At 63.4% G+C, this 12,507-nt stretch carries 14 protein-coding genes; 6 read left to right on the forward strand and 8 right to left on the reverse strand.

Features of this window, described 5'->3' with window-relative positions; translation table 11 throughout:
* Positions 1–7: 7 nt before the first annotated feature.
* Together tmk and mltG are read right to left on the reverse strand one after the other, a co-directional pair.
* Positions 8–616, reverse strand: a complete 609-nt coding sequence (tmk, locus tag GWL_RS09975; protein WP_008329443.1) for a dTMP kinase — start codon at positions 614–616, stop codon at positions 8–10.
* Positions 617–658: 42 nt separating this feature from the next.
* A complete protein-coding gene (gene mltG, locus GWL_RS09980; protein WP_008329444.1) occupies positions 659–1,639 on the reverse strand; it encodes an endolytic transglycosylase MltG in 981 nt (326 codons plus the stop codon).
* Positions 1,640–1,784: 145 nt separating this feature from the next.
* Here mltG and GWL_RS09985 point away from each other — a divergent pair, with 145 nt between their 5' ends.
* Genes GWL_RS09985 through GWL_RS09995 form a run of 3 tightly spaced genes read left to right on the forward strand, consistent with a single transcriptional unit; the run spans position 1,785 to position 4,041 of the window.
* Positions 1,785–2,858: a folate-binding protein YgfZ gene (locus tag GWL_RS09985; protein WP_008329445.1), complete on the forward strand. Its 1,074-nt coding sequence runs from the start codon at positions 1,785–1,787 to the stop codon at positions 2,856–2,858.
* A 44-nt stretch (positions 2,859–2,902) separates the two neighbouring features.
* Positions 2,903–3,202, forward strand: a complete 300-nt coding sequence (locus GWL_RS09990) for a DUF4936 family protein (protein ID WP_008329446.1) — start codon at positions 2,903–2,905, stop codon at positions 3,200–3,202.
* Positions 3,193–4,041, forward strand: coding sequence for an NRDE family protein (locus GWL_RS09995; RefSeq protein ID WP_008329447.1), 849 nt, complete (start codon positions 3,193–3,195; stop codon positions 4,039–4,041). Before GWL_RS09990 ends, GWL_RS09995 begins: the two co-directional genes overlap by 10 nt.
* 191 nt (positions 4,042–4,232) lie before the next feature.
* On the opposite strand, the gene GWL_RS10000 is transcribed toward GWL_RS09995, so the two are convergent.
* The gene (locus GWL_RS10000) at positions 4,233–4,931 is read right to left on the reverse strand and encodes a type 1 glutamine amidotransferase domain-containing protein (RefSeq protein ID WP_008329449.1); all 699 of its coding nucleotides are present in this window, start codon (positions 4,929–4,931) and stop codon (positions 4,233–4,235) included.
* Positions 4,932–5,065: 134 nt separating this feature from the next.
* On the opposite strand from GWL_RS10000, the gene GWL_RS10005 reads away from it, so the two are divergent.
* Positions 5,066–5,977, forward strand: a complete 912-nt coding sequence (locus GWL_RS10005) for a LysR family transcriptional regulator (RefSeq protein ID WP_008329450.1) — start codon at positions 5,066–5,068, stop codon at positions 5,975–5,977.
* Positions 5,978–6,066: 89 nt separating this feature from the next.
* Here the strand turns inward: GWL_RS10005 and GWL_RS10010 are convergent, their stop codons facing one another.
* The gene (locus GWL_RS10010; RefSeq protein WP_008329451.1) at positions 6,067–7,392 is read right to left on the reverse strand and encodes a dicarboxylate/amino acid:cation symporter; all 1,326 of its coding nucleotides are present in this window, start codon (positions 7,390–7,392) and stop codon (positions 6,067–6,069) included.
* Positions 7,393–7,703: 311 nt separating this feature from the next.
* Between GWL_RS10010 and GWL_RS10015 the strand changes: the two genes are divergently transcribed.
* Entirely contained in the window at positions 7,704–9,290 is a 1,587-nt protein-coding gene (locus GWL_RS10015; RefSeq protein ID WP_008329452.1) for a methyl-accepting chemotaxis protein, read from the forward strand.
* A gap of 13 nt (positions 9,291–9,303) precedes the next feature.
* On the opposite strand, the gene GWL_RS10020 is transcribed toward GWL_RS10015, so the two are convergent.
* From GWL_RS10020 to GWL_RS10035, 4 genes are all read right to left on the reverse strand, one after another.
* On the reverse strand, positions 9,304–9,735 hold the full coding sequence (locus GWL_RS10020; protein WP_008329453.1) for a GNAT family N-acetyltransferase: 432 nt from the start codon (positions 9,733–9,735) through the stop codon (positions 9,304–9,306).
* A 42-nt stretch (positions 9,736–9,777) separates the two neighbouring features.
* Entirely contained in the window at positions 9,778–10,212 is a 435-nt protein-coding gene (locus tag GWL_RS10025) for a PaaI family thioesterase (RefSeq protein WP_008329454.1), read from the reverse strand.
* Positions 10,213–10,219: 7 nt separating this feature from the next.
* Positions 10,220–10,522 carry a Dabb family protein gene (locus GWL_RS10030; protein WP_008329455.1) on the reverse strand — a complete coding sequence of 101 codons (303 nt, stop codon included), beginning with the start codon at positions 10,520–10,522 and terminating at the stop codon, positions 10,220–10,222.
* A gap of 73 nt (positions 10,523–10,595) precedes the next feature.
* Positions 10,596–11,456, reverse strand: coding sequence for a LysR substrate-binding domain-containing protein (locus tag GWL_RS10035; protein WP_008329467.1), 861 nt, complete (start codon positions 11,454–11,456; stop codon positions 10,596–10,598).
* Between the two features lie 158 nt (positions 11,457–11,614).
* Here GWL_RS10035 and phnX point away from each other — a divergent pair, with 158 nt between their 5' ends.
* Positions 11,615–12,442 carry a phosphonoacetaldehyde hydrolase gene (gene phnX, locus GWL_RS10040; RefSeq protein ID WP_008329468.1) on the forward strand — a complete coding sequence of 276 codons (828 nt, stop codon included), beginning with the start codon at positions 11,615–11,617 and terminating at the stop codon, positions 12,440–12,442.
* Positions 12,443–12,507 lie beyond the last annotated feature (65 nt).

A 12,507-nucleotide genomic window follows, 5' to 3' on the forward strand; every position in this document is an offset into this window, starting at 1 on the left:
GTCTCCCTCACAGCGCCGCCATGATGGCGCGCAGTTCTTCCTGGATCACGGCGATCGGCCGGGTGGAATCGATGAGTCGGAAGCGCTGCGGGAACTGGGCGGCGCGGCGCAGGTATTCGGCGCGGGTGTTGGCGAAGAAATCGGCCTTTTCCTGCTCGAACTTGTCCAGCGTGCGTTCGGCATCCAGGCGCGCCCGCGCCACCTCAAGCGGCACGTCGAAGAGCAGCGTGAGGTCCGGCTGCAGATGGGGGTGGACCCATTGTTCCAGGCTGTCCAGCTTGTCCAGCGCCAGCTTGCGACCACCGCCCTGGTAGGCGAAGGTGGCATCGGTGAAACGATCCGAGATGACCCAGTCACCACGCGCCAGAGCCGGCTCGATGACCTGAGCCAGGTGTTCGCGGCGCGAGGCGAACATCAGCAGGGCTTCGGTTTCCAGGTGCATCCTGTGATGCAGGACCAGTTCGCGCAGGCGTTCGCCCAGCTCGGTGCCGCCGGGCTCGCGGGTGGCGACCACGGACAGGCCGCGCTCACGCAGCAGCTGAGTGACGAAAGGAATATGGGTCGACTTGCCGGCGCCGTCGATGCCTTCGAAGGTGATGAATTTGCCTGATGCCATGAAGGTATCGCTACTCACTAAATCGGTAAAAGGAAGGCCGGCTCAACGCTGGTAGCGGTTGACGGCTTGGTTGTGTTCGTTGAGGTTGCTGGAGAAATGGCTGGTGCCATCGCCGCGCGCCACGAAGTATAAGGCTTCGGTCTTGTCCGGGTTCATGGCAGCCGCCAGCGAGGCCGCACCGGGCAGGGCAATCGGCGTGGGCGGCAGGCCGGCGCGGGTGTAGGTGTTGTAGGGCGTGTCGGTGAGCAGATCGATCTTGCGGATCTTGCCCTGGTAACGGTCGCCCATGCCATAGATCACGGTCGGGTCGGTCTGCAACAGCATACCGGTGCGCAGACGGTTGACGAAGACCCCGGCCACCATGCCGCGCTCGGACTTCTGACCGGTCTCCTTCTCGACGATGGACGCCATGATCAGCGCCTCATAGGGCGTGCGATACGGCAGCGACAGGTCGCGCTGCGCCCAGGCCTCGTTCAATTTCTTGCTCATGAGGGTGAAGGCCTGCTTGTAGACCTGCATGTCGCTGGCCCCCTTGGCGAAGAGATAGGTATCCGGGAAGAACAGGCCTTCCGGATAGGTGTATTCGTTGGTCAGCTTGGCCAGGATCTGCTGGTCGGTCCAGCTGGCGGTATCGTGCTTGAGCGCGGGCTGTTCGGCGATGGCCCGGCGCATCTGCTTGAAGGTCCAGCCTTCGATGACGGTCAGCGCTTCCTGCGCGAATTCGCCGCGGACCAGTTGTTGCAGCAGGCGCTGCGGCGTGTAGCCCGGCTTGATCTCGTAGCTGCCCGCCTTGATGCGACTGCCTTCGCCTGACAGGCGCGCATAGAGCGCAAACAAATCCGGATTGACCGGCACGCCGGCAGCGGCGATCTGCTTGGCCGCACCATTGACGCCGGCGCCCGGCATGATCGTGAAGGCAATCACCTGCGCGTTCGGGTCGATGATGGGCTGCCGCGACCAATACACTCCGGCTCCCGCCACCAGGGCGGCCAGTACCAGCAATGTCACAAATAACTTCTTCATACCAGAGGCGAAATCCTTGTTGCTCCGACGCGATTTTTCGGAGATCACTATAATCGAGGCATCAATGATAATCGCTGGCACGACAGTTGCCTAATTTGCCGGACCGAATGACCCGGCAAGACGTAATCCGTAAAAGATTTCCCCTATGACAGAAATGACTTCTTCGCCCTCCGGCTGGCGCGACTTCCTGGCACAGCAAGGCGCCCGGTTCGACGCCGAGAGTGCCGACCAGGCCGACGTGATCGGCTTCGGTTCCGCCTCCCCCGCACCGCAAAGCCTGGAAAGCTTCATGGCCCCGCTGACCACGCTGGGCCTGATCGCCGTCACCGGCGAGGACGCCGCCAGCTTCCTGCATGGCCAGCTCACCAACGATGTAGCGCAGCTGGATACCGGTGTGGCACGACTGGCAGGCTACTGCTCGCCCAAGGGACGCCTGCTGGCGACCTTCCTGATGTGGCGCGACGAGCAGGCCATCTGGCTGCAACTGCCGCGCGCCCTGCAGCCGGCCATCCAGAAACGTCTGCAGATGTTCGTCATGCGCGCCAAGGCCAGGCTGGCCGACGCCAGCCCCGAGCGCGCCATGCTCGGCCTGGTCGGCCCGGCTACCGCCAATGCACTGGCACAATGGTTCCCGGTCTTGCCGGCGGCCCCCTACGACAAGATCGACAACAGCCACGGCACCCTGATCCGCCTGGCCGATGCCGTCGACAGTCCGCGCTATCAATGGATCGCCCCCGTGGACATCCTCACCACCGCCTGGCCCGAACTGGCCCGGCATCTGAGTCCGACGGCGGGCCTGGCCTGGCGGCTTTCGGAGATCCGTGCGGGCGTGCCGGGCATCGTGCAAGCCACCCAGGAGCAGTTCGTGCCGCAGATGATCAATTTCGAACTGATCGGCGGGGTCAACTTCAAGAAGGGCTGCTACCCCGGTCAGGAAATCGTGGCGCGCAGCCAGTACCTGGGCAAGCTCAAGCGCCGCACCATGCTGGCCACCATCGCCAGCAGCCAGGCGCATGCGGGACAGGAAGTGTTTGCCGCCGCCGATCCTGGCCAGCCCTGCGGCATGGTGGTCAACGCCGAAGCGCTGGATGAGGGCCACGCCCTGGCCCTGGTGGAAATGAAGCTGGCCGCCGCCGAAGACAGCGTGCACCTGGGCGCGGCCGATGGTCCGGCACTGCATTGGCATGCCCTGCCCTATGAGCTGGCCGATCCGCAATAAGCGGCGCGCCGACCGAGCCACACCGCAGCCATAGGGACGCATCCATGGATCTCTACATTTATTATCGGGTCGACACTGCACACGCGACGACCCTGTTCGGCAAGATCAAGGGAGTACAGGCCATGTTGCAAGCGCGCCTGGGCATCGCCGGTGGCCTCAAGCGCCGCCCCGGCGAACAGGAAGGCTTGCAGACCTGGATGGAAATCTACCAGGGCATCCTGCCCTCCGGCCTCGACGAATTCACCGCCACGCTGGCGCGCGCCCTGGAAGACTCGGGCGCCGCCGCGCTCATCAGCGGCCAGCGCCACGTTGAACAGTTCGAGGATGTTGCGCCATGTGCCTGATCATCTTCGCCTGGAAAGTGATCCCCGGCATGCCCCTGATCATGGCGGCCAATCGCGACGAGTTCTACGCCCGCCCGGCGGCCCATGCCGACTGGTGGAACGACCATCCCAAGATTTATGCCGGACGCGACCTGCAAGGCGGAGGCACCTGGCTGGGTGTAACCAGGGACGGGCGCTTTGCCGCCCTGACCAATGTGCGCGCACCCTCGGAGCGTCGCACCGACGCGCCCACCCGCGGCCAGCTGGTGGCCGACTATCTGGCCAGCGACCTCGATGTGCAGGCATACCTGCGACGGATCGAACCCGAGGCGCAGCGTTACAACGGTTTCAACCTGCTGCTGGGCGATCGGGAAACCATGGTGTGGTATTCCAACCGGGGCCAGGAAGATCCGCGCAACGGCCAGCCGCTGGAGTACGGAGTCTACGGCGTCTCCAACGCCTTGCTGGACACGCCCTGGCCCAAGCTCACCCGGGCCAAGGCGCAGTTTGCCAGCCTGCTGTGCCAAGGCGCGCCGGAGGAAACCTTCTTCGAGATGTTGACCGATGGCACCCGTGCCAATGATTGCCGCCTGCCCGATACCGGCGTGGGATTGGAAAAGGAGCGCATGCTCTCGCCCATCTTCATCCGCTCGCCGGACTATGGCACGCGCTGCTCGACGGTTCTGCGCGTGCCCATCGTCGGCGAGCCGGTGCTGACCGAGCAGGTGGTTGATCCTATGGCGATGCAATATAGCGCCGAGCCGGCCACGGACAAAGCGTGCAAGATACCCTGCAAGCCGCGCCTGCAGGAAATGCCATCCGACAACCACCTGCCGGATGGAAAAGCAGGCGCCATCTGAGTGGAAGACTTCACACACGGTCTTGCTGACATAACCAGATCGAATATCTGATATACAGAAGATAAATTGGATGAATTTGATGCGGAGCAGTAAAGTTGCACCTGTCTCCTCCAATTTCCTCCTAAAGAATTGGATTCAAGCCCACACCGCAAGGTTGTGGGCTTTTTTTTCGTCCGTCCAGCGCAGTACGGTCAGACGTGCATTTCCAGCGCCTCCAGCAGCATCTCCGCCACGCGTTCGGACGACTGCGGATTCTGGCCGGTAATCAGCTGGCCGTCGCGGATGGCAAACACCTGCCAGTTGTCGGCACCTTCAAAAATCCCCCCCAGCTCACGCAGACGGCTCTCCAGCAGGAACGGCACGACCTCGGCCAGCCCCACTTCGCGCTCTTCGGCATCTGTGAAGGAATTGACACGCTTGCCCGCCACCATCGGCTTGCCATCGGCCTTCACGGCCGAAACCAGGCCGGCGGCACCGTGGCAGACTGAAGCAATGAACTTGCCGGCGGCATAGGCGTTCTCGACGATGGCCTTGACGTTGGCGTCGTCGGGCAGGTCCCACATGGTGCCGTGACCGCCCGGGAAGAACACCGCATCAAAGGTGCTCACGTCGATCTCGCCCAAGGCAGGCGTCTGGGCGATGCGCTGCTGCAGTTCAGCATCGGCCAGCATGCGTTCGACGATGGCCTCATTCTGACCCTGGGGCTTGACGCTACCCGGATCAATCGGCGCCTTGCCACCGGCGGTGGAAGCGATCAGCACCGAAGCCCCGGCATCCACCAGGGCGTAGTAAGGCGCGGCCAGTTCCTCGGCCCACAGGCCGGTGGGTTTGTCGGTGTCCCCCATGCGGCTGCTGGAGGTGACGATCATCAGGATATCGGGCTTGGTCATGTTATTCCTTTCTTCATGAGGGATGGATGGCATATGAAGCAAAACGACATTGCCAACGTGGACCGCACTTTATTCCTGTAGTTATCGAAGATAAACTAGGCAACCATCAATTCATTCATTACATCATTGAACAAATGCGCAGCTTTGATCCCGTCCAGCTAGGCAGCATCGAACTGTTCTGCAAGGCGGCCGAACTGGGCAGCTTCACGGCGGCCGCCGAGGCACTGGGGCTGACACCGGCGTCGGTGAGCCGCTCCATCAGCCGGCTGGAAGCGCGACTGGGCGTGCGTCTGTTTGCCCGGACCACGCGCCAGATCCGGCTCACGCGCGAGGGCGAGCTGTATCACGAACAATGCCGCCAGGCCCTGGAACAGATCGCCCAGGCCGAACGCATCCTCACCGGCCAGCAGAAAGTGCCCAGCGGCCCCTTGCGCATCAGTGTGGGCAGCCCTTACGCGCACTATCGGCTGCTGCCCTTGTTGCCGCGTTTCCAGGCGGCGTATCCGCAGATCGAAGTGGAATTGAGCATTGCCAACCGCGTCATCGATTTCGTCGAAGAGGGATATGACCTCGCGATCCGGCTGGGTGTGCCACAGGATTCACGGCTGATCGCCCATACCCTGGAAGAGGCCACGCTGGGGGTCTTTGCAGCGCCCGATTATCTCGCGCGGCGCGGTCGGCCCGACAGCGTGGAAGCGCTCAAGCAGCATGACTGCATCCAGTTCATCCTGCCCAGTACCGGGCGCGCCATGCCATGGATCTTCAAGGATGCCCAGGGGCGCGACATGGATTTTCATTTCCGGAGCCGCCAGCGCATCCATGACGACGTGCTGGGCTGCGTCAACTGGGCCATGGCGGGCGGGGGATTGTTCCAGATCTACCACTTCATCGCGCAGGCAGCGGTCCAGCGCGGCGAACTGGTGGAAGTACTGCAGTCGGCCGGGCATCGCACCCGGCGCTTTTCCATCCTGTATCCGCACAACCGGCACCTGTCGGCGCGGGTACGGGCGTTTGTCGATTTTCTGATGCAGGCAGTGCGGCCGTAAAGACTTCGGCCCCACCGCCACGCCGAACACGACGTGAGGATGGGGCCGATCAGTCAAGCCGGTGCTGCGGGCACAAGGCCCGCCGCTGCTTAATGGTGCATCTTCGCTTCCGTACGATCCAGCACCGCTTCCGGTGCCTGCGCGTCTTCCACGGTCTCGTTGTTGAGGACCTTGGTCAGGCGTGCGCTATCCAGTTCGCCGCTCCACTTGGCCACCACCAGGGTGGCCACGCCGTTGCCGATGGTGTTGGTCAGTGCACGGGCTTCGGACATGAAGCGGTCAATGCCCAGGATCAGCGCCAGGCCGGCCACCGGCACGTGGCCCACCGCCGACAGCGTCGCTGCCAGCACGATGAAGCCCGAACCCGTGATGCCCGCGGCCCCCTTGGACGTCAGCAACAGCACGCCCAGAAGCGTGAGCTCCTGCACGAAGGTCATGGGCGTGTTGGTCGCCTGGGCGATGAACACGGCCGCCATGGTCAGGTAGATCGCGGTGCCGTCCAGGTTGAAGGAGTAACCCGTCGGGATCACCAGACCCACCACGGTCTTCTTGGCCCCGGCGTTTTCCATCTTGGCCAGCATGCGCGGCAGCACCGATTCCGAGGACGAGGTGCCCAGCACGATCAGCAGTTCTTCCTTGATGTACTTGACGAACTTCCAGATCGAGAAGCCGTGCAGGCGCGTGATGATACCCAAGACCACGAAGATGAACAGCAGACAGGTCAGATAGAAGGTGCCCATCAGCTTGGCCAGCGAGAACAGCGAACCCACACCGTACTTGCCGATGGTGAAGGACATCGCACCGAAGGCGCCGATCGGGGCCACCTTCATGATCGCGCCCACCACCGAGAACAGCACGTGCGAGATCTTCTCGATGAAGTCGAACACCAGCGTGCCGCGGCCACCGAATTTGTGCAGAGCGAAGCCGAACAGCACCGCCACCAGCAACACCTGCAGCACGTCACCCTTGGCAAAGGCGTCGAACATGCTGCTGGGGATGATGCTGAGCACGAAGTCCGTGACCGAACCCAGCTTGCCGGGCGCAGTGTAGGCCGCGATGCTCTTGGTATCGAGCGACGCCGGATCGACATTCATGCCCACACCCGGTTGCAGGAAGTTCACCAGCAACAGGCCGATGAGCAGTGCCACGGTACTGACGACTTCGAAATACAGCAGGGCCAGGCCACCGGTCTTGCCGACCTTCTTCATGTCTTCCATGCCGGCGATACCGATGACGACCGTACAGAAGATGACCGGCGCGATGATCATCTTGATCAACTTGACGAAACCATCGCCCAGCGGCTTCATGGCTTCACCCGTGGACGGATAGAAATGGCCCAGCGCGATACCGATCACGATGGCGCACAGGACCTGGAAATACAGGGACTTGTAAAGGGGCGGTTTTGGCGCCGACATAGTGCTTTCTCCTTGAAACATGGATGACCAGCGGGCCTGCAGAGACCTGCCGCCTGCCGTGGTCGGATCGTCGTCCGTTCTGGCGGGTGCTTGTTGTTGGTCCGGGAGAACTCCCCCCTCCCCGGTGCGGCCGCAAGTATCGCGCAGTCATTTCCGGGCGGGTATTGTGGGAAACCACATAGCTTCACTAAAGAGGCATGCAAAATGCTTTATTCTTCATTCTGCAAAGCAACAATCTTCGCTATATTCTGTGCCGGACTGAACGGAACTCTCTTTTTCCGGGGGCAGTCGGCACTCATAAGGAAAACATCGTGCAAGCAAAACTGACGGTCACCGCGCGCCTGGCCATCCTGGTGGCGGTACTGTGCGGCAGCGTGGTCCTGCTGGCCTGGCGTGACATGCAGGGCATGGCCGCAAGCAATGACAAGCTGCGCTACGTTTATGAAGATCGCACCATGGCGCTGATCCATATCGCCCGGGTACGCGACGCGCTCTACCTGAACCGCGACGTCATGGGTCGCGCCCTGATGCTGGCCAACCTGCCCGCTCCGACTGGTGAAGACAGCAACAGCAGCAGCAGCGAGCGCATCAAGCCCTTGCTGGACCGCATTCCCGCCCTGGATGCCACCTTCGAGCAAGGCTGGCAGGCCTACCGGGCGACCCGACTGGAGCCGCAGGAACAGACCGAGGCGGCGCGCTTCGAGCAGAACTGGCGGCGTTACGTCGCCGACCGCGCCCAGGTGCTGGATCTGCTGCGCAGCAACGAACCGCTGCAGGCCAATCGGCGGTGGACGCAGCTGACCGGCCAACTGGCCGGCCTGGCGAGCCAGCTGGCCACGCTGGGCCAGTTGCAGGAAAGCTTTACGCGCAGCTCCTATGAAGCGGCACACCAGGATTACCGGCAACTGCGCAGCCACAACCTGCAGATTGCGGGTCTGGCGCTGACCATCGGCATCGCCATTGCGCTCTGGATCATCTTCAGCCTGCGTCGCCAACTGGGCGGCGAGCCGGATTACGCCGCCGATATCGTGCGCCAGATCGCCGAGGGCAATCTCGGCGTCGCCGTGACCCTGCGCCGCCGCGACCGCAGCAGCCTGCTCCACGCCATGCACGGCATGCGCGAACGGCTCACCGAGATCATGCGCAGTGTCACTGAGCTGACCCACGCCCTGGATCACTCCACCCGCCAGCTCAACGCCACCGCACAAGACCTGGCCAACGCCTCCAGCGAGCAGGCCGCCGCCGTGGAAGAAGTGCACAGTGCCATCAGCAACATCAGCCAGGCCATCGGCCAGACCGGCGAACACGCGCGCCGCACCGACCAGATTGCCTTGAAAGCGGCTGCCGATGCCGACCAGAGCGGCGCGGCAGTGCAGAGCACGGTGGCTGCCATGCGTGGCATTGCGCGCCAGGTCGGGGTCATCGACGACATTGCCTATCAGACCAATCTGCTGGCCCTCAACGCAGCCATCGAGGCGGCACGGGCCGGTGAACACGGGCGCGGTTTTTCAGTGGTGGCAGCGGAAATCCGCAAGCTGGCCGAGCGCAGCCAGTACAGCGCACAGGAGATCAGCGCGATTGCCCAGCAAAGCGTGGAATTGGCCGAGGCGACCAGCCAGCGTCTGGCCGCTGGCACCTTGCAGGGAATCCGCGACGCCTCGCAGCAGATCAACCAGATCACGCTGTCGGCGCGCATGCAGGAGGAAGGCGTGCAGGAGATCGGCTCGGCCGTGATCCAACTCAATGACACCACCCAGCGCAACGCCGCTGCCTCCGAGGAACTGGCCTGCACCGCCGAAGCGGTGGCCGAACGGGCGCGCGAACTGAACGCCCAGCTGTGTTACTTCAGACTGGCCCAACAGCGGCAGAGCGCGCCACCACTCCCCCGGTCAGCCTGAAGAAGCGATCAACTCAGGTACCCGTGCCTGGCAGTCGGGCGCGCATGGTGATGTGGGCAATGCCGGCTTCCATGAATGGTTCTCCCTCGCGGACAAAGCCGTAGCGCCGGTAGAAGCCCTCTGCATGCAGTTGGGCATTGAGGATCACTTCCGCATCGCCGCGCGCACGGGCAGCCGCCATCAGCGCCTGCAGCACCGCGCCGCCCACGCCCTGTCCACGTCCGGCCTTGCGCACGGCCATGCGACCGATGTGGCCATCGGGCAGCAGACGACCGGTGGCCAGGGGCTGGCCGGCGGCGTCATAGGCGACGGCATGCACGCAATGCGGGTCCATGTCATCAAGCTCGATCTCGGCCGGCACCTTCTGTTCATCGACGAAGACCTCGAAACGGATAGGCTGGGCCTGCGCACGCAGCTGCTCCCAGCTGCCGGTGATGATTTCCATGGTGGATTTCCTGCGAAAAAGAAAAGGGATACGCTCGTGCACTCACTCGTGATCCAGCTTGCGCGAGATGTCCAGGCGGCGAATCAGCTTGAAGGTGCCCATGGCCTTGGCCACCAGGCGGTCGCCATTGAACAGTTCGGCCTGGCAGAAGCACATGGTGGTCGAGCGGTGGTAAGTATGGCCGCGCGCAATGAGGGTCTCGCCGGCACGGCCGGCGGGCTGCAGGAAGCTGGTACTCATCTCGACGGTCGCCGAGGACTTGGCATCAGGCGCGCCGGCCCGGGCCGACAAGCCCATGGCTACGTCCAGCAGGGTCATGCTGATGCCGCCCTGGGCCACATGCCAGCTGTTCATGAATTCGGGCTTGAGCCGCAGTGCCATGACGGCGCGGTCATTGCCGTATTCCAGCACCTCCACGCCCAGGGCTTCCAGATAGGGATTCCCCTGCGGGAACACCTCGGTGATGGGCAGACTCATGCCTGCCTCAGATTTCGTAATCCATGCACTGGCGCGCTTCGCGTACGGCACCGATGAAAGGTTTGATGGCCACGTGGTCAGGATGCTCCTGGTAGGCATCCAGCGCCTCGCGCGAAGCGAATTCGGAGTAGAGCACCACGTCATAGGTAGCTTCCAGGCCAGGTTGTGCCAGCACGGCCTCGAACTTCAGGATGCCGGGAACCACGTTGGCGCAGCTGTCCAGCAATTGCTTCATCTTGCGCAGGTTGGTGGCCTTGTCGGCGCCTTCTGCATGGTCCTTCAGTTTCCACATGACGATATGCTTGATCACGATAGCTCTTCCTGGTCAGAAAATGAACAATCCGTAATGATAAGCCAAAGCCCCGTGCTCAGTGCCGGGCGCCTCAGGATCGTCGGGCGATCTTCATGAAGGAACCCACCAGCCGCCCTTCACGGCGTTCAGCCAGGCAATACACATAGGTATGCGTGGTCACCGGATCGCCCTCGATGCGCACCATGCGGAAACGTTCATCTGCAATGAACTCCGCCTCCGACACCGCCCCCAGGCCCAGGCCCCGCGCCACGGCCTCGCGCAAGGCTTCACGACTGCCGATTTCCATCACCACCTGCACACGCACGCCGGCCTGTTGCAAGGCCTGCTCCAGCGCCAGCCGCGTGGTCGACCCCTGTTCCCGCATGATCAGCGGCTGCTGCTCCAGCTCGGCCAGCGAAACCGCAGTGCGCTGGTAGAACGGATGGCTGCGGTGGGCGAACAGCACCACCGCATGGTCGGCGTAGGGCACCGCATGAAAGCGCGCATCGTCATTGAAGCTGGCCAGCACCGCCACGTCCGTCACGTAATTGGCCAGGTCCGCCAGCGACTGCGCCGAATTGCCCAGCTTGATCGACAGTTCCACCTTGGGATAGCGGGCACGATAGGCATCCACCATCTCGATGACGTGGAACGGCCCGACCGCACCGATGCGCAGATGACCCACGTGCAGCGCACCCGAATTGACCAGCAGGTTCAGCGCATCCAGTTCCAGTTCGGCGATGTTCTGAGCGATGGGCAGCAAGCGCTGTGCCGTCTCCGACAGATCCACCCGACGGCCCCGGCGGAAGAACAGCTCCACGTTGTGTTCTCGCTCCAGCGATTGCACCTGGGTCGTCAGGGTGGGCTGGCTCACGCCCAGGGCACGCGCGGCGGCAGAAAAACCGCGATGGCGCGCCACCGCCAGGAAAGCGCGTAGTTGCGAAGGGGTCATCTATAGATCCAGTCAATGGCTTTATCCAATTTCTAGGATTATATCGATAACAGCGGCGTCACAAAGTCTCGTTAAGCTCTCTTCCCATCCAGCTTGCCGCGCTTCGGGCGGGCCCGCGCCGTTCCTTCCCTGCCTCAGCACACCTCCAAGGAGAATCCATGCAATCCGCCTCCGGCCCCGGCCGCCCCCTGCAAGCCGTCATCTTCGACTGGGCCGGTACGCTGGTCGATTTCGGCTCGCTGGCCCCCACCCAGATCTTCGTGGACGCCTTCCACAGCTTTGGCATCGAACTGAGCCTGCAACAGGCACGCGGACCCATGGGCTTGTCCAAGTGGCAGCATATCCGCCTGCTGCTGGAAGATCCGTCACTGGCGGCCCAGTGGCGGCAGCGCACCGGCCATGCGCCCACTCAGGCCGACATTGACGCCATCTATGCCCACTTCATGCCGATGCAGATCGCCAAGGTCGGCCAGTATTCGCAGCCCATCGCGGGCGCTGCACAGGTGCTGGCCTGGCTGCGCGGCCAGGGCCTCAAGATCGGCTCCTGCTCCGGCTATCCGCGCCAGGTACTGGACGTGCTGCTGCCCATGGCGGCGGCCGAAGGCATCCGCCCCGACCACGTGGTGGCCGGCGATGAACTGCCGGCCGGTGGCCGCCCCGGCCCCTACATGGCCCTGGCCAACATGCTGGCGCTGCAGATCGACGACGTGGCCGGCTGCATCAAGGTCGACGACACCGTGCCCGGCATCGAGGAAGGCTTGCGCGCCGGGATGTGGAGCGTAGGCGTCTCTCTTTCGGGTAATGAAGTCGGACTGACACGCGCGCAACTGCAAGCGCTACCAACCGAAGAAGCCGCCCGCCGCAAGGAGGAAGCCGAACAACGCCTGCGTGCCGCGGGCGCCCACTACGTGATCGACTCGGTGGCCGACCTGCCGCAGATCGTCGCCCACGTGCGCTCGCGCTTGGCCATGGGCGAGCGTCCCTGAAGTCAGCGCGGGCAGACCGGACGGGCCGTTGCAACGGCTTTCACGGTCGTTGACAAGCCCGGCGC

Source organism: Herbaspirillum sp. GW103 (assembly GCF_000261365.1).
Lineage (GTDB): Bacteria > Pseudomonadota > Gammaproteobacteria > Burkholderiales > Burkholderiaceae_D > Herbaspirillum.